General features: G+C 56.2%; 21 protein-coding genes. 1 reads left to right on the top strand and 20 read right to left on the bottom strand.

Annotation, left to right across the window (positions count from 1 at the left end):
• Window positions 1-26: 26 nt before the first annotated feature.
• From KJQ12_RS15430 to KJQ12_RS15385, 10 genes are all read right to left on the bottom strand, one after another.
• The gene (locus KJQ12_RS15430) at window positions 27-716 is read right to left on the bottom strand and encodes an MBL fold metallo-hydrolase (RefSeq protein WP_213485663.1); all 690 of its coding nucleotides are present in this window, start codon (window positions 714-716) and stop codon (window positions 27-29) included.
• On the bottom strand, window positions 713-1351 hold the full coding sequence (locus KJQ12_RS15425) for a TetR/AcrR family transcriptional regulator (protein ID WP_213485662.1): 639 nt from the start codon (window positions 1349-1351) through the stop codon (window positions 713-715). Before KJQ12_RS15425 ends, KJQ12_RS15430 begins: the two co-directional genes overlap by 4 nt.
• A 135-nt stretch (window positions 1352-1486) precedes the next feature.
• On the bottom strand, window positions 1487-2311 hold the full coding sequence (locus tag KJQ12_RS15420) for a carbohydrate ABC transporter permease (RefSeq protein ID WP_015255648.1): 825 nt from the start codon (window positions 2309-2311) through the stop codon (window positions 1487-1489).
• Entirely contained in the window at window positions 2308-3192 is an 885-nt protein-coding gene (locus KJQ12_RS15415) for a carbohydrate ABC transporter permease (protein ID WP_015255649.1), read from the bottom strand. The genes KJQ12_RS15420 and KJQ12_RS15415 overlap by 4 nt, the downstream gene beginning before the upstream one ends.
• A 112-nt stretch (window positions 3193-3304) precedes the next feature.
• Window positions 3305-4600, bottom strand: coding sequence for an ABC transporter substrate-binding protein (locus tag KJQ12_RS15410; RefSeq protein ID WP_213485661.1), 1296 nt, complete (start codon window positions 4598-4600; stop codon window positions 3305-3307).
• A 132-nt stretch (window positions 4601-4732) separates the two neighbouring features.
• Window positions 4733-5869 carry a response regulator transcription factor gene (locus KJQ12_RS15405; protein WP_213485660.1) on the bottom strand — a complete coding sequence of 379 codons (1137 nt, stop codon included), beginning with the start codon at window positions 5867-5869 and terminating at the stop codon, window positions 4733-4735.
• 20 nt (window positions 5870-5889) lie between these two features.
• Window positions 5890-7695 carry a cache domain-containing sensor histidine kinase gene (locus KJQ12_RS15400; RefSeq protein WP_213485659.1) on the bottom strand — a complete coding sequence of 602 codons (1806 nt, stop codon included), beginning with the start codon at window positions 7693-7695 and terminating at the stop codon, window positions 5890-5892.
• A gap of 235 nt (window positions 7696-7930) precedes the next feature.
• Window positions 7931-8248, bottom strand: a complete 318-nt coding sequence (locus KJQ12_RS15395; protein WP_213485658.1) for a hypothetical protein — start codon at window positions 8246-8248, stop codon at window positions 7931-7933.
• Entirely contained in the window at window positions 8241-8627 is a 387-nt protein-coding gene (locus KJQ12_RS15390) for a BlaI/MecI/CopY family transcriptional regulator (RefSeq protein ID WP_213485657.1), read from the bottom strand. Before KJQ12_RS15390 ends, KJQ12_RS15395 begins: the two co-directional genes overlap by 8 nt.
• Window positions 8628-9086: 459 nt before the next feature.
• Entirely contained in the window at window positions 9087-10109 is a 1023-nt protein-coding gene (locus KJQ12_RS15385; RefSeq protein ID WP_213485653.1) for an alpha/beta hydrolase, read from the bottom strand.
• A gap of 88 nt (window positions 10110-10197) precedes the next feature.
• On the opposite strand from KJQ12_RS15385, the gene KJQ12_RS15380 reads away from it, so the two are divergent.
• Entirely contained in the window at window positions 10198-10992 is a 795-nt protein-coding gene (locus KJQ12_RS15380; RefSeq protein WP_213485651.1) for a helix-turn-helix domain-containing protein, read from the top strand.
• Here KJQ12_RS15380 and KJQ12_RS15375 read toward each other — a convergent pair.
• The 10 genes from KJQ12_RS15375 to KJQ12_RS15330 all read right to left on the bottom strand — a co-directional run bounded on the left by KJQ12_RS15375 (window position 10962) and on the right by KJQ12_RS15330 (window position 21950).
• Window positions 10962-13169 (bottom strand): glycoside hydrolase family protein, encoded by a 2208-nt coding sequence (locus tag KJQ12_RS15375; protein WP_244860643.1) that lies wholly within the window; start codon window positions 13167-13169, stop codon window positions 10962-10964. The two genes, KJQ12_RS15380 and KJQ12_RS15375, sit on opposite strands and share 31 nt — an antisense overlap.
• Before the next feature lie 22 nt (window positions 13170-13191).
• Window positions 13192-14718, bottom strand: a complete 1527-nt coding sequence (locus KJQ12_RS15370; RefSeq protein ID WP_015255658.1) for a carboxylesterase/lipase family protein — start codon at window positions 14716-14718, stop codon at window positions 13192-13194.
• 93 nt (window positions 14719-14811) lie between these two features.
• Entirely contained in the window at window positions 14812-15738 is a 927-nt protein-coding gene (locus KJQ12_RS15365) for a carbohydrate ABC transporter permease (protein ID WP_213485648.1), read from the bottom strand.
• A gap of 2 nt (window positions 15739-15740) precedes the next feature.
• On the bottom strand, window positions 15741-16697 hold the full coding sequence (locus tag KJQ12_RS15360; protein ID WP_015255660.1) for an ABC transporter permease: 957 nt from the start codon (window positions 16695-16697) through the stop codon (window positions 15741-15743).
• A gap of 86 nt (window positions 16698-16783) precedes the next feature.
• Window positions 16784-18484 (bottom strand): type 2 periplasmic-binding domain-containing protein, encoded by a 1701-nt coding sequence (locus KJQ12_RS15355; protein WP_015255661.1) that lies wholly within the window; start codon window positions 18482-18484, stop codon window positions 16784-16786.
• Window positions 18485-18815: 331 nt separating this feature from the next.
• The gene (locus KJQ12_RS15350) at window positions 18816-19436 is read right to left on the bottom strand and encodes an ABC-2 transporter permease (RefSeq protein ID WP_213485646.1); all 621 of its coding nucleotides are present in this window, start codon (window positions 19434-19436) and stop codon (window positions 18816-18818) included.
• Window positions 19433-20296, bottom strand: a complete 864-nt coding sequence (locus KJQ12_RS15345) for an ABC transporter ATP-binding protein (protein ID WP_015255663.1) — start codon at window positions 20294-20296, stop codon at window positions 19433-19435. Before KJQ12_RS15345 ends, KJQ12_RS15350 begins: the two co-directional genes overlap by 4 nt.
• Window positions 20297-20314: 18 nt before the next feature.
• Window positions 20315-20788, bottom strand: coding sequence for a redoxin family protein (locus KJQ12_RS15340; RefSeq protein WP_213485644.1), 474 nt, complete (start codon window positions 20786-20788; stop codon window positions 20315-20317).
• Window positions 20789-20879: 91 nt separating this feature from the next.
• Window positions 20880-21521, bottom strand: a complete 642-nt coding sequence (locus KJQ12_RS15335; RefSeq protein ID WP_213485642.1) for a hypothetical protein — start codon at window positions 21519-21521, stop codon at window positions 20880-20882.
• 33 nt (window positions 21522-21554) lie between these two features.
• A complete protein-coding gene (locus KJQ12_RS15330) occupies window positions 21555-21950 on the bottom strand; it encodes a hypothetical protein (RefSeq protein WP_213485640.1) in 396 nt (131 codons plus the stop codon).
• Window positions 21951-22001: the final 51 nt, after the last annotated feature.

Raw genomic sequence — 22001 nt, 5'->3', positions numbered from 1 at the left:
CCAATCCCGCCTTTATCCGTGTATTGTCAGGCTTGCGCTCCCGCTCCGGCATGGCGCGCATGCGCCCGCAGGTAATCGTCGAGCCGGTCGGCCGGACGCCGCACCGGACCGCCGTGGCACACTTCCATATGCGCCGGCTTGAGCTCCCGCACGATCAGGCTGCTCTCCAGCGTCTGCGCCTTGTCGAACGTGAAGAGCGGGAAGCGGAGCCGCCCGCGCTTCGCGTTGAACAGGTCGCCGGCCAGCAGCACGTCGTCCTGCACGTGATGGTAGACGACATGGCCCGGCGCGTGGCCGGGCGTCCAGTACGGATTCAGCCCGCCGATCGGTTCGAGCCGGCCGCCCGCGCCTTCGGGAAGCGGCCGGGGCAGCCCGCCCGGCAAATATTGGGCCGCCTTCCTGCGGCCCGGGTAAGGCGCTTCCCCCGTCGCAAACGGGATCTCCAGCCGGTGCGCATAGACCGGCACGCCCGGCCATTCCTGCAGCAGCCGCTTGACCGCGCCCACGTGATCGGAGTGGCCGTGCGTCAGCACGATCCGCTTCAGCGGCCCGATTCCGAGGGAGCGGATCGCGTTGTTGATCCCCTTCGCCATCTTCGGAATGCCGGCGTCGACCAACGTGACGCCGTCCTCCTCCTTCACGAGCCATACCGTGATCGGGAAGACAAGCCAAGTATGGACGCTCCAGATATGTTCCGATACCCTGGTCACGTTCATCCCCCATTGCCTCCTTCTTCGATAATGGCATTGAAACCGATCAGCAACGCCCGGAACGCGTCGCGGAACGTCGGGCCCAGCCTCGCCATCAGCTCATCCAGCGACTCGGGCGAATGCCGGTACGTCCCGACAATGCCGTATGCCATGTAGAACATGATGCGCGTGCATGCCAGCAGCCGTTCCTCGCCGGTTCCGGGCGGCAGGCAGCCCCGCATCGCCTGCATCAGCATGCCGAACAGTTCGTTCCGCAGACGGTTCATCTCCAGCTTCGGGTCCTTCTCGTCCACCCGCTCCGCTCCGACATTGAAGATCACGTCGTACAGGTTCCGGTGCGACAGGCAGAACCGGATCCAGGTCATGCATATGCCGTTCAATTGCGCTTCCGGGGCCGCGTCGTTCGCGAGAATGCCGGCGAGCTCCTCCCGCAGTTCCTGCAATGGAGGCATGGAAATATGCTGCAGCAGCGTTTCCTTGTCGGTGAAATAGAGGTAGATCGCGGTGTGGGAGCAGCCCGCCCGCGCCGCGATCTCCCGCATCGTGACCGCTTCGAACCCCCGCTCGGCGAACAGTTCCGCCGCCGCCGCGATGATGTTCCGTTTCGTCCGTTCCGCCCGCGACTGATGTTGTTTCTGCATGGCCGACACCTTATAACCATTGGTTAGTTTTTGTTGATCTAAATATAACCATTGGTTAGTTTTTTGTCAACAACAACTTGGAAGCAATAAAAAAACGACCCCAGACATCGGCTGAGGTCGCCTTCCCGCAGATCGTCATCCTTTCACCGCGCCGGCCGCGATGCCTTTGACGATATGTTTCTGCATGAGCAGGAAGAAGATGAAGATCGGGATCAGCGTGATCACCGTAAGCGTCATGAACATCGGCCATTGGACGTTGAATTCGCCCTTCGCCTTGTAGATCTGCAGGACGAGCGTCGACTTGGAGGACGAGTTCAGGAACAGCATGGGCGCCAGAAAGTCATTCCAGATCCACATCGTCTCGAAGATGACGCTCGTAATCGTAATCGGCTTGAGCAGCGGCAGGATGATTCGCCAGAAGATGCCCCATATGCTGCAGCCGTCGATCACGGCGGCCTCGGACAAATCCCGCGGAATCGTCTTCATGTAGCCCGTCATCAGGAAGAAGACAAACACCGATCCGCTCGTATACAGCATGACGAGGCCGTAGAGCTTGTCGATCAATCGCAGGTCGGTCATCAATTGAAAGAGCGGGATGAGCGTCGCCTGGAACGGAATCATGAATCCCGCAAGCAGATACAGCATCGCGAGCCGCGTAATCCGGTTCGAGTTGAACACGACGGGGTACGCGCCCATGGCGCCGATCAGCACGATCAGCACGACGGAGAACAAGGTGACGGTCAGCGTGTTGCCGAAGCTTCGCAGCACCGCCGTTCCCTCGAACACTTCGATATAATTTGTAAAAATCCACTTCGACGGCAGGGCGATCGGGTTCTTGGCCGTCTCCTGCATCGTCTTGAACGTGTTGATGATGATCAGGTAGAACGGGAAGAACGCGACGATTCCCGCAGGGAGCATCAGGAGATCGAGCAGCCAGTTTTTTTTGTTGGATTCCGTCATTGCAAATGCTGCTCCCTTCGCTGCATGATCGTGACCTGGAAGACGGCGATCGAAAGCACGATCAGGAAGAATACGATGGACATCGCCGACGCAAGACCGTACTGGGTTTCCGTGATCCCCCGAAGCACGATGACCTGGGTGATCGTGTACGTCTCGTAGCCCGGCCCGCCCTTGGTCAAGGCGAACGGAATTTCGAATACTTTGAGCCCGCCCGTGAGCAGCAGCATGACGCTGATCGTCATGGCGGGCGCAAGCAGCGGCAGCGTAATGTGGCGCACCTGCTGCAGCCGGCTCGCCCCGTCGATCGCGGCCGCCTCGTAATATTCTTTCGGGATCGATTGCAGGAACGCCAGATACAGAATGGCATGCCACCCGGTGATCGCCCACGTCGCCACGACGACCGTGGACAGCTTGGCGAGCAGCGGGTCCGCCAGCCAGGGCTGCGGCCCGATGCCGAACACTTCCCGCAGAATCGTGTTCATCACGCCCGATCCGATCGGCGCCAGAATGAATCCCCAGATGTAGGCCAGCAGCAGTCCGCTCGGGATCGAGGGGAAGAAGAAGACGGCGCGATGCAGATTCCGGGTCAGAAATTTCCGGTCCAGAATCATGGCGAGCGGAATCGCCAGCACCGTCACGAGCAGCGCCTTGGCGAATGTGAAGAACAGTGTGAACGAGATCGCGGACAGCAGGGCGTCATCGGCGAAGATCCGCATATAATTTTTCAACCCGACGAAATCATAGACTTTCGAATAGCCGTCGAAATTCGTAAAGCTCAGGAAGAACGCCTTGAGCAGCGGGTAAATCGTAAACAGGGAGTAAACGACCAAGATCGGTACCAGGAACACCAGGTACTGCGCTTGGCGGACAATTCGGGTCATAAACAGCCTCCTCAGTGGTCTGCGCTACATGACCGTTGCACTTCGCAAGCAACGATCGTGATGAAAAAGAGGGTAGTAGGTGATCCTATACCCTCTCTACAGGACTCGCGATTTATTTATTTTCCATTTCCTGAAGCTTCTTATCGAGCAGCTCGACCGCCTCTTCCGGCGTAATCTTGTTCATCGCCATATCCTGAATGGCGATCAGGAACTGGTTGCGGAGCGCCTCCTGATGCCGCGCCCACGACACCATCGGCAAGTAGATCCGGCCTGCCATCAATCCGTCGTTGTAGGCCGGCAGATACGCCGGATGCACATTGGTGGTGTAGCCGTGCGCCGTAATGATGCCGCCCGTTCCTTCTTCGAATTGCCGGAGTCCCTCTTCCGTGCTGAGATATTCGAGGAACAGCAGCGCTTCTTCCTTGTGCTTCGTCTTGCTGTTGATGGCGAAGCCTACGCCGGGCGCCCCGTTGTAATACTTGTTGCCCGGCTCCTTGCCCGGAATCGGCATAATTTCAAACTCGATGTCCGGGTTGGTCGCCTCGATGGTGCTGATGTTCCACGGACCGCCGGGAACCATCGCGACGTTGCCGAGGGCGAATTCGTTCATCACCTGCTCGCTCGTCAAGCCGATCATGTCGGGGGTCAAAATTTCATTGTCGATCAAATCTTCCTTCCACATCTTCAGCACTTCCGTCCATCCTTCCGCGAACGTCGTCTCCCCGTTGAACAGCTTCTCGTCGAAATCGGGATCCTTCGTCAACACGTTCGCGCCGAACATGGCGGAATGAATGATCGTAATGTCATGCATCCGGTCGTACAGCGGACGGATGCCGGCTTCTTTCAGCTTCAGGCAGATCTCGACGAATTCGTCCCATGTCTCCGGCAATTTCTCGATGCCGGCCTGTTCGAACAGCTGCTTGTTGTAGAACAGTCCGCCGGCCCATCCCGTCTGCGTGAAGCCGTACGTCCTGCCGTTCTTGCTCAGCATCGGTTTGTTGCTGTCCAGCATGACGGACATGAACGGCTGGTCGGTCAGATCCATCGCGAAACCGCCGTCGATGATCTCGTTGCGGTTCTCCGCGGCGATGATGAAAATATCCGGCGCCGTATCCGACAGCAGCATCGTCTGCAGCTTCGCAATATAATCGGTGACCGGCGGCGCGAACGAGAAGTCGAACGAAATATGGGGATATTTCGCCTTGAACCCGTCAAGGACCGGCTTCATCTCCTGTTCGTTGTTCCACGACAGAATGCTGAGCGTAACCGGTTTCGGCGCATCGGCGTCTTTGGACTCGCCGCCGCTCGTCCCGCCGTTCGTTCCTTTATTGCCGCTTTGACCGCATGCCGTCAGCACGAGTGCAGCACACAGAATGACCATCAATGGCCATGTCAATCTTTTGATCATGCTTGCGCATCCCCCTGTCCGTTGTTTTGTAAGCACTTTCAATTTCTACATGTTGAAGTATAATGAAGCCTGCTCCGAATCGGAATTCAAAATCTTGCGGGTCAAGTTGTCAATTGTTGCGCTTTCGGACGCTCAGCGGGCTTCGGCATGTCTGCGGCGGTACTCCTTGGGCGTTATGCCGTAAAACTTTTTGAACGCGCGGCTGAAATGGCTTTCGTCCAAAAATCCGGTCCGCTCCGCGATGAGGCTGTTCTTCCATTCCGTACCGGCGAGCAGTTCGGCGGCTTTCTCCATCCGCACTTTCATGACATATGACCAATAATTGACGCCGAACTCCTTCTTGAACACCCGGCACAACTGGTATTTGTCGATCCGGAATCGATCCGCGACGGACTGCAAGGTCAGGTCTTCGTGAAAGCTGCCGTCGATATGCTTTTTGATCCGCCTGATCGTATCCTGGAGCCTGGAGCCCGTCTCGGCGGGCGCCGCCGCGGCCCGGGCGCTCTCCGCGATCAGCTGCGGCAGAACCGCGGCATCCTGGGCGACCGAGCTGATCCCGATCGGCGGCGGCGAGCCGCATGGCGCATCCGGAAGCTGAAGAAGAGACTCGATGAACTCCCGCAGCATGCCGCCTGACAATGGATCCTTTCCGCCGACCAGGACCACGCTTCCATGTTTGCTTTTGCCGGCAATCGCGCATTTGAATGAACCGGCGGCCTGTTCCTTAAGCCAGCGGGCATAATGGCCGTCCGTCGCACCGTCTGCGCAAGTAATCACGGCGAATCGGTCGATCCCGAGGTAATCGAACCCCTTGCGAATCGTCTGCAGCGCTTCGGCCTCCATCTCCCCGGTATACAGCATCCGGTCGAGCTCGGCGCCGATCGTCTGCCGGAAGGCCGCTTCGGACTCCCGGATCAACTCCTCGAGCGCGTTTCGGAGCTGCACGGCGTCGACCGGTTTCAGCAAGTAACGGGAGACCTGAAGATGAATCGCGTCCCTCGCATATTCGAACTCGTCATAAGCGCTCAGGATGATCGTTTTCGGCGAATGGCCGGACTGCCTGACCCGCTTGAGCGATTCGATCCCGTTCAAGATCGGCATATGGATGTCCAGGATCAGGATATCCGGATGGAATGCCGCGACCTTGGCGGCCGCTTCCTCGCCGTCGTAGGCATGCTGCACCTCCGTAAATCCCATCGCGCCCCAGTCCATGACCTTGTCCAGATATCGGTGGAGCGAAATTTGATCGTCCGCAATCAGCAGTTTCATGTCCGCAACCTCCCTGACATTCAAACTTTCGGCAGCACGACGTAAACGGCCGTAAACGCTCCGGGTTTGCTTCGGATCCGCAATCCGTAATCCGGTCCGAATTTCAATCGGATCCGCTGGTTGACGTTGTAAAGGCCGATGTGTTCCGGCCTGTGGTCCGGATCATCGAGCTGCGCCCTCAACATTCGGAGTTGCTGCCGGGTCATGCCTTTGCCGTTGTCCCGGATGGCGACCAGAATCCCTTTCTTGACCGATACGGCGCCGATCCGCACGCGGGCTGACACCGGATTTTCCCCGAAACCGTGAAGCACGACGTTTTCGATGATCGGCTGGAGAATCAACTTGATCGTTCGGTGTTTCAAAATCTCCTGGTCCGGGATGCGGTACTCGATATCGATCCGGTTGTCATACTTTTTGTTCAGGATGTACAGGTAATCTTTGACGTTCTGAATTTCCCGCCCCAGTTCGACCATTTCTTCCGATTGCTTCATGGAATACCGCAGCAAGCTGCTCAGCGAGAGCACCAGATGATTCGATTCCTCCGTGCTGCCGCATACGATCTCGGTCTGCAAGAGCTGCAGCGTATTGAACAGAAAGTGCGGATTGATCTGCGATTGCAGCGTTTTCAATTCGGCATCTTTGCGCGCAAGTTCCGATTGGTAGTTTTGTCTGACCAGCGTCTGGATCCGGAGGACCAGTTCCTTGAACTTGCCGCCGATCACATTCAGCTCGCGGTATTTGTAATGGTTCGAAATGACATAGACGCTCTCTTCGCCGATTTTGTCCAGTGCGGAGAGCAGCCGCCCGAACGGCCGGGAGATGCGCACGGTGATCACGATGGAAATCAGCAGGTTGAGCAGCAGACAGAGATAAATAAACCCGAACAGATTGGATTTCAGCGAATCCGCCTGCCCGCGGATCACGGACATCGGGATCGTCGACACCATCTTCCACCCCTTGACGGTTGTCGGGTGGAAAGTCACCAATGTCTCCCGGCCGTCAATATCCGTAATGAAGCTGCCGGATTCTTCGGCATGGATCCGCTCGATGCCCTTGAACGCCAAGCGGGTGCCGATGGCTTCGGCATCTTTGTGCACGATGATGGTCTGCCGGCTGTCGATCATGAACACGGACTGATTGTTCTGATTGGCGGTCAACTCGAACATGCCGCTGACCTTGTTCAAATCAAGATTGGCGATGACCGCGCCGATCGGCTTGCGGGTGTGATCGTTGACGGGCAGGGCGATCGAGAGCGTAGGCTGATCGTATTTCGAAATGTATTTCTCCATGTAATAGTCCTGATTGTGGAGCCCGAGCGGGATGAAGCCCCTGTTCGGAGTCCCCGACACCGCCTGCCTGAACCAGTCCTGTTCGGTGAACGGATAATTCCAGCGCAAGGTAATCCGGCCGTCCAGGTTGTTCACATAGCCGTTTTCGCCCAGGATCAGGATGTCGCTGATGAACGATTGCAGCGATGTCACACCGAAGGCGACATCCGCAAGATTCCGCTCATGCTGGATGCGGCCTTCGACATCCAATTGTCTGCCCGGATTCATCAACGCCCTGACGGAATAATGGCCCGCGAGAATCACCAGCGGACGCGTCGCCTCTTCAAGATTGAAGCTCAGCCCTCTTGCCGCTTGTTCCATGATCTTGTAGCTGGATTGCGTCAATTCCTCGGTAAGGCTCGCCGTGGAATCGCGGATGGACAGCAGCCCGAGAAGGAGCAGCAGCAAGATGTTCACGGTCAAAAAGGAGAACATCATCGTCCGGATGATCGATTTGCCCTTCAGGTAACGCCTCAGCACATCCATGATCCTTGACATCGTCCATGCCCCCCCGGTCAACAAGCCGCGGACGATCCATTCAGCTCGTTTTATATTGTAAAACCAAGTTTATAAATATTGATAAAAGATTGGACCCCGCCGCATTTAATCATCATTTTCGTCAGTGTACCGCATGATCGTCAAGACTTTTTATTTTGCCCGGCGGCATGATTGCATGAAAAAGCGGCATGCTCTCCATGAAGAAAGCATGCCGCTCGTTGCATCACGCGATGATTTACGAACGAATTTGATAATGAACCGGCAGCTCCACCTTTTCACACGATGCCGTTTTCGATTCGTTTTGCAGAATGAAATAGTAATGGCCGTCTTCGGGAATGTTGCCCGTCTGTTCCGCCGTGCTCAGATGGCTTGCTTCCGGAACGGCCGTTGGTTCCCGCCATTTCCGGCTCACCCGTTCAAACAGCGCATCGAACGGAGACTCCGCCGTATTCGGGACGATGCCCGGCGCCAACGGGATGAAAAGTTTCAACAACAGGTACAGGATGGACGCTGCGACCGACATCAGGAGCAAAGCATAACAGAAATCATTCATGCCGGCCTCTCTGCTCTTGCAATCGTTTCATCAATGCTTCAATATCTTCCTTCGTCAGATCTCCGCTGTCGCACAGCGTGTTGATCAAGCCGAACACGGAACCCCGATGAACATCCCGGATAAACCGTTTGGTTTCGAGATTCAGGTATTCCTGTTCGGTCAAACAAGCCTCATAGTGATTCGCCCTTCCTGCCCTTGTCGCTTTGACCATGCCCTTTTCCATCAAACGCGCCAAAAACGTAATGACGGTGTTTTGCTTCCATGCCTTGTCTTCCGGCAGTCTGGTCAAGATTTCAGCCGTCGTTACCGGGCGGGCACAGGACCAAATGATGTCCATAATTTGTTTCTCGGCTTCGGACATTTTCTGCAGTTTTTCCATTGTCGCCCTCCTTTTCCATTGTAGGTAAAATTAAATCTACATGATGTAGTTTTATTGGTCAACACCATCAAAACGTCAAGAAGATCGCCACGATCCTGGCCAAGAAGACAGGATAAAGCGATCTTCTTTCATTCCATGTTCCAATAAAGCCCTTAAAATCACTCAAGTCGCAAACCATTCCTTGAAGGCTTGGAAAGCAATAAAGCTTAATATCCACGTGCGCGAACCTTGATATTCATTTCGGATCCGTCAGTTGTATATACACCGTCATCCTCGGCGCGAGCCTTCAAGCCGGCCGTGGAACTGTACCGGCAGGCGGCGAAGCAGGCCGGCCATGATCCGGCCGCCCTGTCCGTCGCGACGACCCCGATGTTGTACGCGGCGGAGAATTCCGGCCGTCCGCAAGTATACGGCAACGGCTCCGGCTTCCGGGAACGCGCCGGACGGCGCCGCCCTCCGTCAACGGAACGCCAGCCGGGCGAAATTGTACGCGCCGTGGTTCCACACGCCGAAATCGTGCACGCCGCCGGGAATGACAACCTGGCGGAGGCCGCCGAGCTTGTCCCCCGCGGCTTCCGCGAGGCCTTCGATCGCATCGTTATACACCGGGAAGGAAATCTCGTCCCGGTCGCCGCAGGTCATGTACAGCAGATCCAGCCGGAACGCCGAGGACCCGAGACTTTCGCCCAGCACGCGTCCGCCGCTCGACGTCGGCGCGTTCGAGAACGCGCCGGCGTACGCGAACAGATCGGTCATGCCCGGCGCGCGCACCGTCGTGTCCAGCCCGTTCCGCCAGTTGTGCCGGTTCTCCGTGTACGCCACCGAATCGCACCGCCAGCCGCCGATGACCAGGTTCAGCACCTGCATGCCGCCCATGGACAGGCCGGCGATCGCCCGATGCCGGCGGCTTGCGGAGATTCCCGCAGACGACGTATCCGCGATGTCTGCGTATGTCCGGTATTTCGATTCGATGAACGGGATGAGGTCGTACCGCAGTTCGTAGTCGAAATAATAGAAGCCGAGCAGGTTCGTACCCTCGGCGTTGAAGGACCGGTCGGCGTAATCATGGGCGCTGCGCCCGTTGGGGAACACGGCGATAAGCGGCTCGATCTCGCCTTCCGCGATCAGATGGTCCAGCAGATTGCAGATGGCATGCCGACCGTCCGCCTCGCCGCTGCCCCGCAGCCATTCATATTCATCACCGCCCACGCCGTGAAGCAGATACAGGACGTTATAGCGCCGACCGGGCTCCCGGTCGTAGCCGGAGGGCAGATAAACGTTGCATGTCTTGACGATGGCCTCGCCCCGCACCGTCTCCCTGCCCGTTTCCGCCGCGTCGGCCCGCACGTCCGTCACGAGCTGCCGGGACGCATTGATATAGTTTCGCACCGGATACGAAACTTCCGTCAACGTGCCCTGATGTTCCTTCGCAGCCGCCCGCAGCGCGCCTGCCGGAATGTCCATCACTTGCCTGACTTCCATGCCTGTCCTCCATTCACTCCATATTGACCGCGCCCGATCCGTTCCTTTACGCTGAAGATATCCTTCACGCCGACCCGGAGGGATTCGGATGATCCACATCTTCACCGCGCATTGCGATATGGCCCACGACGGCCCTCATTTCGTCACCGACGTGCCCGCCGGCACGCACTGGCTCCTCGTCTTCACGAAGACCCCGGCCCTGTTCTGGGTGGAAGGGGAGCTCAGGGAATACCCGGCCTACAGCGCCGTTCTCTACCGCCCGGGCCAGAAAGTTTACTATCGCGCGTCCGGGGACCGGTTCGTGAACAACTGGATCCGCTTCACGACGGACGAGCCTTTTGTGACGGAAACCCCGGTGCCGTGCGGCGTTCCCTTTTCCCTGGATGATCCCGACTACTGCCACAAGCTGTTCGAGCTGCTCGTCATCGAGCACAACTTCAACAAGAACTGCAAGGACTCCTCCATCCGGTGCCTGCTCCGGACGCTGTTCAACAAACTGCTGGAGTCCTGCTTCCGCAACGACATCACGCCGCAGCACTACAACCTGCTCAAGCTGCGCGTCGCGATCCAGAACAACCCGGGCGATCACTGGACAATCCCCCGCATGGCGGACTATCTCAAGATCAGCCCGGGCTATCTGCAGTCCATCTACAAGAAAACATTCGGCGTCTCCTGCATGGACGACGTCATCCAGAACCGGATCCGGCTGGCGAAGGAGTACCTGTACTACGGCTCCCTGAGCGTCGCCGAAGTCGCGTTCCGGTGCGGCTACCGCAACGTGGAGCACTTCAGCCGGCAGTTCAAGCGGCTGACCGGGCTCACGCCGCGGGAATACCAGAAGCGGGGCGAAAGTCAGCCCGCGCTTCCCGAGAGTCCGTCATAAATGCGATTGCGCCTTGCCCTCTCCTCCGGGCTGAGCTTCTGGGCGTCCGCGATTTCGAAGACGCCGAACGTGTCATACAGCCTGAGGAGCGGCTCGGCCTGAACGAACGTGCACCAGGGCAGCCAGTGGTAGTGGCTCTGCAGCGTCTGGCTCGTGAAATTGCCGCTTTCGTGGCCGATGCCGGGCATCGCGTAGCCGATGCTTCCGTCGACGTCCGTGGACTGCCGGGTGTTCTTGTGGAGAAACTCGGCGAAATCCAGATAGTGTTCGTCGCCGGTGATCAGATACAGCCGGTAATAGGTGTAGGAGCACGCGGCCATGTAAACGTCGGCCCCGCCGCCGATCGTGATGATGCTCTGCCCGCTGATCGAATAATGGTTGAACGGATGCTTCGGCCACGGCGTGCGGACCGGGTACGACCACGCGTACGTCCACGTCTCCGTATAGTCGGCGGCGCCGACCGCGGCTTCGAGCCATTTTGCCCCGCCGGTCAGGTCGTACAGCGCCAGAAATCCGAACAGCGCGTAGATCCCGGCCTCCTTGTCCTGGATGTCCAGGTTGTCGCATGTGCCGCCCCGGTATTCCAGGTTCCGGTAATTGTTGTCGTACGCCCATTCACCGGCCCGGAGCGCCGCCGTCTTGTACTTCTCCTCGCCGGTCGCGAGATGGAACTGGACCAGGAAGCGGATGACGCTGGGCGTGTTCGATTTCGAGTCCATCCGGACGGAGCCGTCGGTGTTGTACGCGCGGTAGAAGCTGCCGTCCTCGTTCTGCATCTTCACCAGCCAATCGGCCGTCTTCCGGCAAAAATCCAGCCAATCCGCCCGCTCCTCGCCCCGTCCCCGCATGTAGAGGTACGCGTCCAGGATCGCTTCGATCCCGTCGGCCAGCATCCGCACATAATGCGGGTACGGCTCGAATCCCTGAATGTTCGGATTGTAGCACATGTGCGGCAGGCCGGACTCGGTCATCGCCGTCCGGACCCAGAAATCGAGGATGCCGATCCCCTTCTCCCGGGATTCGGCATCGCCTGTCATGTCGCCGTAGCGCAGCAGCAGATAGCCGATTCCCGGCTGCTGCCCGACGAACCCGAACTGGAACGAGACCGTCGAGATGTCCATATGGGGCAGCTGCGCGGCGAACGGCAGGCCGTATGAGTCGCCGTATTTCCGGGTGTACCGCTCCAGGTGCTTCATGCAGTTGTGAAAATGGCGCTCGTTGTCCACCTCGAACAGCCGGTCGCGCATCCGTTCGTACACGATCCGCCAGTTGTCCCGCATCATGCGCTGGAAGCTGTCGTAGCGGCCGAATTGGACGGCCACGGCGTAATGCTGCTCGAACCCGTCAACGACCGGATGGTTGATGCGCCGGAATGATTTCGTTTTCCCGCGGTAATCCAGCCCGAGGAACCGATTCTGGGAGGGCAGCTGACCGTCGCAGCCGGGGTACACGTAATCGATTGACAAACCGTCGACCTTTGTCTCGAACGGCTTGCGCACGGGAAATCCGTAGTACATGTAGTTCAGGGTGAGGCTTTCCGGCCGGCTCATCCCGATGGCGCCGGTCGTACACTTCGGGTCGGTATGGTTTTCCGCCCGGAGGATGTCCGTGGACGGCATCGTCACGTCCGCGGCCCAGCGGGACAGCGACGCCGTCTCCCCCGACCGGGTGTGCTGCATGGCGAACAGCGGCAGCGCATAGCACGTCTCCATCCGCCAGAAATACTCGCAGTCCAGATCCTTGCCGATGACGGTGTCGGGCGCGAACTCGTTCTGCTTGTACCAGACGCCCGGCGCGAAGCACCAGTAGTCGCGGGGATCGTCCGACTCCGCCATCACGAACGAGATTTTGGTGGAAAAGCCGAGATCGTCCGCCGCCCGCAGCACTTTCACGCGACGGCTTACCTTGAACCCCGTCCCGGCGGCCTCATAAGTGTCCATGAACGCGAACATCGAGCCCGAAGGCACGGTGAGCACGCCGCCTGCGACGACCCGCCCGCCGTCTTCGGCGACATCGTCGTACGCCCCGTCATAGAATTCGTTCACCGCGAAGACCGTCTTCACCGTCACGAACATCGGCCGCCTGTTGTCATACAGCATCTTGCCGTCCCGATGCACCTCGACGCCGCCATCCTTGAACAGCAGCGTGTAATCGCCGCTCACCAGCCGCACGGCCATCCCTCCCCGATCATGATGTCGTTTACTTGCGCTTGAAATACTGCTCGACCAGGAACCGGATCATCTCTCCCGGCTGCTCCCTGACGAATTCCGACTTGTCGCCGAACACCATCGCGTACGGCGCTTCCTCCGTGTACGGCTCCCACCGCGGGAGATCTTCACCCGTCGAATCGGGGCCGTTCGGATCGCCCGAGCGGATGAAGTGCGCCCAATAGTTGCACATCTGGCGCGCCAGATCGTAATGCTTGCCGACGAACGGCCGCCAGCACTTCGCCAGCGTCTCGAAGAAGAACCAGAGATCGACCGAATGGAACGTCCCGGGGTTGTCCCAGCCCGGAATTTCCGCGTCGAATTTGTAATAGTACAGCGGCGTGCCGGCGCCGGCTGCGGCATTGGCGCGGGAAGCGACGCGTATCGCGTATTCGATCGTATTGACCGACGCCGCCTTGAGCGCCTGCTCCAGATCGCCCGAATCAGCTCCGCACAACGCGAGGAACCGGTCCGCGTCTTCGCCGAACACGCCTTCGGCCATCTGCCGGAGCTCTTCGATCGAGCCGACTTGCGGCCGGCTGATGAACTCGTCGGTCGTGTTCCCCCACAGAATGGGAACGTTCCAGCGTTCATTCCGGAGGAACCGCTCGAACGGATGGCCGACGCAGAACTTGTTGTCGACGACGGCGCCCCAGAACCGCTTGTACTCGACCATCTTGTCGCGGATGTACACCGCATCGAGCTTGCGGGCTTCCGCCAGCGAGGAGACGCCGAGATACTCGAAGAACTTGATGCCTTCCTGCTCGGCTTCCGCGAGCGTCTCCCGCACGCCGGGACCGCGCTGGCCCGGATACACCGGCGAGAAGATGCCGCTCATGATGATCGCCTTGTTGAACAGGCCTTCGTTCTGCGGCGAGGTGAGCTGGGCGAGGACGCTGCCGCCGCCGGCGGACTGGCCGCCGATCGTGATATTGTCCGGATCGCCGCCGAACGCCGCAATGTTGCGCTTCACCCATTGCGTGGCGAACTGCTGGTCGAGATGGCCGAAGTTGGCGGGGGCGTCCGGCGATTCCGCCGTAATCTCCGGATGACACAGAAATCCGAACACGTTCAGCCGGTAGTTGATCGTGACGACGACGATGCCCCTGCGGGCGATGCGCTCGCCGTCGAACTCCATCTCGGACGCATGCCCGACCTGCAGCCCGCCGCCGAAATACCAGACGAACACCGGCAGCTTCTCGTCGGGACTTTTCGCCGGCGTCCAGATGTTCAGGTACAGGCAATCCTCGCTCATCGCGATGTCCGGATCGACGGCCCATTCACGGGTGTAGATGTTGTTGACATCGATCTCCTGCCGAACCTGCAGCGGGATCGGCGAGAACTCGTACGCTTTCAGCACGCCGTCCCAGTTCTTCGCGGGCTGCGGCGCCCGCCAGCGGTTCTCCCCGACGGGCGGAGCGGCGAACGGGATGCCCTTGAAACTGGTGATGCGGGGATCCGCTGCCGGAAGCCCCTGGACATAACCGTTTTCCGTTTTTGCGATTCTGAGACTGACCATGCGAACGTCCTCTCCTCTCCATGCCTTTGTGCTTTTTAAAGGGCGCACCGGATGCCGATGCGCCTCGTCTGACTCCAATGGCCGTCCGGCAGCTCACGCCTTGATCGCGCCGATCAGCATCCCTTTGACGAAGTGCCGCTGCAGGAGCGGGAACACGCACATGATCGGGAGCATCGAGGCGATGACGGCGGCCATTTTCATCCCTTCCGTGAACTGTTTGTCCGTCTGGATGTTCGACACATTGAGCTGCTGGCTGATCTGCGAGTCGATGACGATCGACCGGAGCGCCAGCTGCAGGACGGTAAGATTGCCCTTGCGGATGAAAATCATCGCGTTGAACCATTCGTTCCACCGGTCGACCGCGTAGAACAGCGTCATCGTCGCCATGATCGGCATGGACAGCGGCAGGATCACCTTGAGCAGAATCGTCCATTCACCCGCGCCGTCCAGCTTCGCCGATTCCGACAGGGCGATCGGCAGATTCGAGAAATAGTTCATCATGATGATCAGATAGAAGGCGTTGATGCCGTATGCGAACACGACCGACCAGAGCGAGTTGATCAGATGGAGCTGCTTCATCAGCAGGTACATCGGAATGATGCCGCCGTTGAACATCATCGTGACGACGACGAAGAAGATGAAAAACCGCTTGAACGGGTAATCCGGCCGGCTCAGCCCATACGCCATGCTGGTCGTCAGGAACAGGTTGATCGGCACGCCGATGAGCAGCAGAATCGTGGTCGTGCGATACCCCGTCCAGATCCGTCCGTCTTCGAACATGGCCTGATAGTTCTCCAGCGTGAATTCCTTCGGGAACAGCAGGATCGACGTCTTCAGATACTCCTGTTGGGTGACGAACGAGATCGCAAGAACGTTGATGAACGGAATGACAATCAGCAGCGCCAACACGCCAAGGATGATGACCAGGGCAATGTCCAGCGGCTCGATGCGGTTATGACTCGAACGTCTGCGCCGGACGGTTTGCCGGGCAGGTTCGGGCATCGTTTTGACCTCTGCCATATTCACGCCGCTCCTTTCGCACGCGCGCGGGCTGCCTTGCGGATCGGCGGGAAGAGCCCCTCCGAACCGAGCATCTTGCAGATGCGGTCGGCCAGCAGCAGCAGCGCGAAATTCACGATCGACCGGAACAGGCTGACGGCGGTCGAGAACGAGAAGTCCGCCGCGGACTGGAACGTGATCCGGTAGATGTAGATGTCCAGAATTTCGCCCGCCTTCGCGGTCGCCGCGTTGCTGATGTTGAAGATCTGGTCGAAACCGGCGGTCATGATATAGCCCGTCGCCAGAATCAGCATGACGACGATCGTGTTCATGATGCCGGGCAATGTGATGTACCACATCGTCTGCAGCCGCGTCGCGCCGTCAAGCTGCGCCGATTCGTACTGCTCCGTATCAATGCCCGAGATGGCGGCCAGATAAATGATCATCGTCCAGCCGGCGTTCTTCCAGTTGTCCGTAATGTAGAGCAGCGGGCGGAAAATGGTCGTGTTCCCCAGGAAGTTGACCGGATCACCGCCGAACATTCGGATGATGCCGTTCACCATCCCCTGCATGTCGAGAAAATTGATCAGGACGCTGGCCACGATAATCCAGGACAGGAAGTGGGGAAAAGTGAAAATGGTCTGGACCGTTCTCTTGAACCGGCGCATGCGCAATTCGTTCAGCAGCAGCGCCAGAATGATCGGCACCGGAAACGTGAACACGATCCGGCCCAGATTGATCCAGATCGTCCGCCAGACCGATTCCATGAAGGCCGGATCGCGAAAGACGTACTCGAATTTCTCGAAACCGACCCACGGACTGCCGAAAATGCCGAGATTGGCCTTGTACGTCTTGAACGCCAGCGTCAGTCCGTACATCGGAATGTAGGCGAAGATCACGAACCAGATGACGCCGGGCAGGAGAAGCATGTACGTCTCCTTCGACCTGATGATGCGGCGAATCAAAGCGTTGTTGTCCATAGGCAACTCCCCGAAAGGCAAGCGCCGGGCAAATCGGCCGCGATCTGCCCGGAACCGCCTGGATTACGAATTCAGCCTCACGCGTTTCAGCCGCCGAACTTCTCATTCAGCTCGTCGAGGACAGGCTGGATGAGGGGCATCTTCGAATCGACCCATTTTCTCCAGTTCTCCTCGATGTCGCCCGACTGCGTGATGAGGTTTGCGTATTCGGTGTAGTAGTCGATTTCCGCCCTTCTCTTGCTCGGCGAATCGTAGGTGTAGTAATCCCAGTCGATTGCCGTGAACGTCTCCGGCGTCGCGATCTCGGTCCGCTCGCGATACACCTTCTTCGACAGTTCCCGCAGCCGCTCGTCGGTGTTCGGGTTGTCGAAGGCGAAGTCGTCGAACAGGATAATGCTGCCGAGCAGATAGCCCCAGGACGGATACTTGCCGGTCGTGCCGGCCAGCGGCTTGCCTTCCTTCTCTTCGTCGTAGAGGGAGACGATGTTGCCGCTGTCGTCGTACGTCCAGTCGACGTCCTTCAGCCCCATGTTCGTGATGATGTAACCTTCTCGCGTCGCGTTGTAGTCGAGAATGTCCATGTAGCGCTCGAACACTTCATCCTTGATATCCGGGCTGAAGATGATCGTGCCCCAGTAGTTGATCAGGTCGACCTGATGGTAGTTGCCGTCTTCCCCGAGCACCGTCGCCAGAATGATGTTCTCGTACGGGTCGATGCCCAGGTTGTTTTTGAAGTCGTTGTAGTACGGCTGCAGGTTCGACGTCGGCGCCTGGAAGAACGTCGCGCCGGCGATGCCCTGCACGTTGAAGTACGCGCCGTGCTCCTCGTTCTTGACCGTGTAGAAGTCCTGCGCGAGAAGCCCGGACCGGTACGCCTCAGAGAAGAGCTTGAGGCCCCGCAGCGTGTCTTCCGACGCGCCGCCCCACTTGTACTGGCCGTCCTTGTCCTTGTAGAAGCTGTTCCAGTACGTGCTGTTCCGCGCGACGAACAGGTCGACGGCGTGGTTCGTGTTCTCGGCGATCGGGATCAGCTTGTCGCCGACGTTGCCGGGATCCTTATCCTTGACCAGTCGTGCGAACTCCATGATCTCCGATACCGTGTAGGCCGATTTGACCGGGAAGCCGACCGCCTCCGCCCAGTCTTTCCGGATGAACACGGACGGGTGGTTCGGCAGCGGATCGCCGGGCAGATTGTCCATGAACCGCGCGCGCGGAAGGAAGTACGTGCCGCCGAACACTTTCTCCATCTGCGGCCCGAGCGTCGTCCGCTCATAGACGGCCGCCAGGTTCGGCCAGCGCTGCTTCCAGTCATCGGGCAGCCGCTTGATCAGTCCCTGTTCGACAAAAGCCGCCGCGTCCGCGTGGATGTAGTTGTACACCGCGACGTCCGGCATGTCGCCCGAGTTGATCCAGATGCGCATCCGCTCGTTCCAGTTGTCCCAGTTGAGCGCCGCGACGTCCATCTCGTAGTTGAATTTCTCGGAATAATACTGCGCGAGCGGGTCGCCCTTCGTGTAGTCGTAGCCTTCGATCGCCTGGACCGACGCGTAGCTGAACTTGACCTTCTTCGACAAGTCGCTCTGCGGCTTCCATTCGCCGTCCGCGCCGCCTTCGGTTTCCGTTCCTGTGCCTGAATTCGAAGCGTTATTGCCGTTCTGCGTTGTGGATGGGGTAGTGGACGAGTCGGACGGCTTGTTGTCATCCGACTTCTTGCTGCAGGCCGCGGCGCTGAGCAGCACCAGCAACACGGCAAGTACGATGCTTACCGGTCTTGCCAATCTTGACATGCGAACACCCCTTTTATTCCTGTTGGAATTTTATTTTTATAACGGCCGGCCGAAGGGGCGGACCGCTATAAACGGAGGTCGGTTGTCTTTCCGCTTGCCATGCACGCATCCGATGGTTCAGCATGATCAAACCTATTCTCATATTTGTTTTATATTGTCAAACATGGTTTGATAGTGAATTGATAGCGTTTACATATCTGTTGCTTGGTAGTCAGTATAAGATTCCGGGCTTGGGCAGCACAATGATGTATTCTCATTGATTTTTGATCTATCCTCATATCGAGATGTGCAATTCCATCCACCCTAGCAAAAAAATAACGCCGGAACGGCGCTACGAGATTCGGGTCCGATTGAAAATCAGAAATGAAACCCGGTATGAAAGCGCGAATATGGCGACGCTTATGGGCAGCAGCAGCAGCGGGAAGCGGACGATGATTTCGGGGATGCCCCGGGCGATGGACGGCCCCGCAAACAACATGGCGGTAAACAGGAATATATTTACATAAAGAAACTTCTTGTCGAACAAATAGTACAGCGGATAATAAATCCCCGAGATCAACAAAATGACCGAAAGAGATAAGCCAAGCTCCATTAGGCTGGACAGCCGGATGCCCATTTGATTGTATAGCATATAAACGGCACCGATTGCATTACAGATGATCGCGGACAGAATGTACCAGACGATCACCATCGCATATTTCGACAGCAGCATTTCATGCCGGGTCACCGGCAAGCTGTGGATGATCCAGTCAAATTTGTAATCTAATTGTTTGTGATTGTTGCCCGCCAGAAGGAAATAAGTCATCAAGACAATGACGATCGTGTATGCCCCGGCTTGCCAGACGGGCTGCAGCATTGCGTAGAAAAAAATAAGCGGCAGAGGAAGCAATAGAAATAACTTGAAATCCTGTGTTTTCAAGTCTTTCCAGATCAATTTCCATATCGTTTTCATTCCGCCTTCTCCCGTTCCAAATAAAACATGATGTCTTCCAATCGAAGCCGGGGGTACCGGATATATTCCAGGTCGCCGAATTCCGCGCTTAACGGTTCCATGACCAAACATTCGAACGTATCGCCCGTTTGCCGCAGGCCGATGGGGTTCAGGCCGTCGAGCCGGTCTATGGCATGGCGCGGCCCCCGAATGACCGTGCATCGGTCAAACAAATCATTCTTGGGCATCTGCAATCGGATTTTCCCTTTGCGCATATACACGATGTGATTCGCAATTCGATCCAGGTCCGCAGTAATATGCGTGGAGAACAGCACCGTCATATGAGGATGATCCTGGACATACTGCGCGATAAACTCCAGCAATTCAACACGGAATACGGGATCCAGGCCGGAGGTGGGCTCGTCCATCAGCAGCAGATCGGCGTGATGCGAGAGCGCGACAGCCAGGCTGAATTTCGTTTTCATCCCCTTGGACAGATGTTTGACCTTCTTGCCTCTGTCCAGCGCAAACTTCTCCAGCAAGGTTGAAAACAGCCTCTCATCCCATTTCGAATAAAAGGGACGAATCACATTTTTGTTTCGCTCAATCGTCAAGTTCTCAATAAAATAGCTTTCGTCGTACACGAATCCGATCTTATCCTTGAACCATTTGGCATCCCGGATATTGTCCAATCCGTTTAGCCTGATGCTCCCGGTTTCGTGCCGGTACAGGTTCATGATCGTCCGGATCAAGGTTGTCTTTCCCGAACCGTTGGCTCCGATCAGTCCTGTAATCGTCCCCCTTTGTAGATTGAACGTGATATTGCGCAGAGAAAAGTTCTTCAGCGTAACCGTGACGTTATTGAGCTCCAGTATATTCACCGGCGATGTCTCACCCCTTTAGTTAATTGTTGTCATTTTGGCACGCTGTACAATTTCGTGAGCTTGCTTGGCAAAATAATCCTCCGCTTTTGATTCAATTATATTTCCATCCACAATAATTGCATACCCTCTTGATATTGAAGTTATGCCTTTATCTGAATTGACCAGACCAAGTTTCTTGGGAAATGAAAAATCGTCAAGCATATTTACTTCAAATTTCAAATCCATAAATTCATTTACAAACTTTTTATCTTTTTGATCCCCGTGAGTAAAAACATAAATATTTACATCTTCATTTACAAGTGTATCCCAAACTTCATTAAGCTCCATTAATTGAGCCCTGCAAATGCCACATGTTACAGCAGATACAAAAAACAATACATTTTTGCCTTTAAACTGATTTGCAGTTACAGTCGAACTCGTACTGCAAGCATTAGCAAAAAAAATAAAAAACAAAAAAAGCACTATTGGTTTCGAACGAAATCGATTCATTAAATTACCCCTCCATTTTATAAAATTTTCAGCCATACAGTTTGAGTGCAGCATTTTGCTGCACTCAAATTGTATGGAATTTATATCTTGGTCAGCAGTTCAATCCAAGTCCCACTAAACATCCCAAACAAACCGAAGCTCCAAGAGGAGTCCAAATTGCAACGCATGCAGCTTCACAAGCGATTTGTGCCCAAGATGGCAGATTCTCAAACAGTCTATCCAAGCATTCGAATATTGACTCATCGGAAGATTGAACCGCCATTTTTTGACCTGACAATTCAACATTCATACCGATATACGATCCGTCTTCAAAAATTCCCGTATAAACAGTACCTTCCTCAACGTCAGAAATACTGATATAGCCCTTCTCTGCATCTTGTTCCATCGACATGATTAAGGATTTGGTAATTGTATCATCGGTGAGATAGTATACGAGATAATGCTCAAGTACTTGACGATTTCGAGGATTTTCTCTGGACGTAACAGGAATGAGAATCGCCTCTGATTTGTTGAATTTATAGCTGTATTTAAAACTCCAATCAATGTGTACATCATACTTTTGAGCTACTTTTTTAAAGTCGTCTCTTACCTGAATTTCCTTTATCCACTTATCCGTCGCCTTTAATGCGGTTTGAGTCACCATCGCATCGCTGCTAGCATTTGCTTCACTATAATTTACAGCTAGTATGCTTATCAATACAGTGAATATGAAAAATGATTTAACAACTTTCATAATCTCATGTCTCCCTCCCCATCATCTATGTTTTTATAAGCAGTCATTGTTCGCTCCACTTCCGAAAATGCAACCGGCACAAACTGCAATCAGTGCCGCGTTTCCAGTAAAAATACCACCGCAAGCTCCTGTACAAGCTGCTTGCAAATACCACGGCAAAGCATTGAACGCCTCAATTAAACAATCGATGACACTCTGGTAACTAGAAGCTGCAGAATATGCGGGCTCACCATTCAATTGTGCAGCTTTGCCATTAATATAGACATCAGACAATTCTCCGTTTATATATACACCAGCTTTTAAATTGCTTCCATCCGCTTCGGAAAAAGCTATCGTAGTTTTGACTGCATCATGGTTAATCTCTTTTTTTATGGTCATTTTTTTCAGAGATACGACTTTGCTTTTCCTTGTATCTGCGACCAATGTCAACGCCGGAATTCATTTGACCCACCAGCGCCGGAATAAAATTGACCCACCTGT

The sequence above is a fragment of the Thermobacillus xylanilyticus genome (assembly GCF_907165215.1).
GTDB lineage: Bacteria > Bacillota > Bacilli > Paenibacillales > Paenibacillaceae > Thermobacillus > Thermobacillus xylanilyticus.
Note: the sequence above shows the minus strand (reverse complement) of the source record. Positions and strands in the feature narration are given on the sequence as shown.

What these genes read in the sequence shown, in the direction of transcription:
- KJQ12_RS15430 (WP_213485663.1), bottom strand. Translation starts at nt 716, where the DNA reads ATGAACGTGACCAGGGTATCGGAACATATCTGGAGCGTCCATACTTGG.
- KJQ12_RS15425 (WP_213485662.1), bottom strand. Translation starts at nt 1,351, where the DNA reads ATGCAGAAACAACATCAGTCGCGGGCGGAACGGACGAAACGGAACATC.
- KJQ12_RS15420 (WP_015255648.1), bottom strand. Translation starts at nt 2,311, where the DNA reads ATGACGGAATCCAACAAAAAAAACTGGCTGCTCGATCTCCTGATGCTC.
- KJQ12_RS15415 (WP_015255649.1), bottom strand. Translation starts at nt 3,192, where the DNA reads ATGACCCGAATTGTCCGCCAAGCGCAGTACCTGGTGTTCCTGGTACCG.
- KJQ12_RS15410 (WP_213485661.1), bottom strand. Translation starts at nt 4,600, where the DNA reads ATGATCAAAAGATTGACATGGCCATTGATGGTCATTCTGTGTGCTGCA.
- KJQ12_RS15405 (WP_213485660.1), bottom strand. Translation starts at nt 5,869, where the DNA reads ATGAAACTGCTGATTGCGGACGATCAAATTTCGCTCCACCGATATCTG.
- KJQ12_RS15400 (WP_213485659.1), bottom strand. Translation starts at nt 7,695, where the DNA reads ATGTCAAGGATCATGGATGTGCTGAGGCGTTACCTGAAGGGCAAATCG.
- KJQ12_RS15395 (WP_213485658.1), bottom strand. Translation starts at nt 8,248, where the DNA reads ATGAATGATTTCTGTTATGCTTTGCTCCTGATGTCGGTCGCAGCGTCC.
- KJQ12_RS15390 (WP_213485657.1), bottom strand. Translation starts at nt 8,627, where the DNA reads ATGGAAAAACTGCAGAAAATGTCCGAAGCCGAGAAACAAATTATGGAC.
- KJQ12_RS15385 (WP_213485653.1), bottom strand. Translation starts at nt 10,109, where the DNA reads ATGGAAGTCAGGCAAGTGATGGACATTCCGGCAGGCGCGCTGCGGGCG.
- KJQ12_RS15380 (WP_213485651.1), top strand. Translation starts at nt 10,198, where the DNA reads ATGATCCACATCTTCACCGCGCATTGCGATATGGCCCACGACGGCCCT.
- KJQ12_RS15375 (WP_244860643.1), bottom strand. Translation starts at nt 13,169, where the DNA reads ATGGCCGTGCGGCTGGTGAGCGGCGATTACACGCTGCTGTTCAAGGAT.
- KJQ12_RS15370 (WP_015255658.1), bottom strand. Translation starts at nt 14,718, where the DNA reads ATGGTCAGTCTCAGAATCGCAAAAACGGAAAACGGTTATGTCCAGGGG.
- KJQ12_RS15365 (WP_213485648.1), bottom strand. Translation starts at nt 15,738, where the DNA reads ATGGCAGAGGTCAAAACGATGCCCGAACCTGCCCGGCAAACCGTCCGG.
- KJQ12_RS15360 (WP_015255660.1), bottom strand. Translation starts at nt 16,697, where the DNA reads ATGGACAACAACGCTTTGATTCGCCGCATCATCAGGTCGAAGGAGACG.
- KJQ12_RS15355 (WP_015255661.1), bottom strand. Translation starts at nt 18,484, where the DNA reads ATGTCAAGATTGGCAAGACCGGTAAGCATCGTACTTGCCGTGTTGCTG.
- KJQ12_RS15350 (WP_213485646.1), bottom strand. Translation starts at nt 19,436, where the DNA reads ATGAAAACGATATGGAAATTGATCTGGAAAGACTTGAAAACACAGGAT.
- KJQ12_RS15340 (WP_213485644.1), bottom strand. Translation starts at nt 20,788, where the DNA reads ATGAATCGATTTCGTTCGAAACCAATAGTGCTTTTTTTGTTTTTTATT.
- KJQ12_RS15335 (WP_213485642.1), bottom strand. Translation starts at nt 21,521, where the DNA reads ATGAAAGTTGTTAAATCATTTTTCATATTCACTGTATTGATAAGCATA.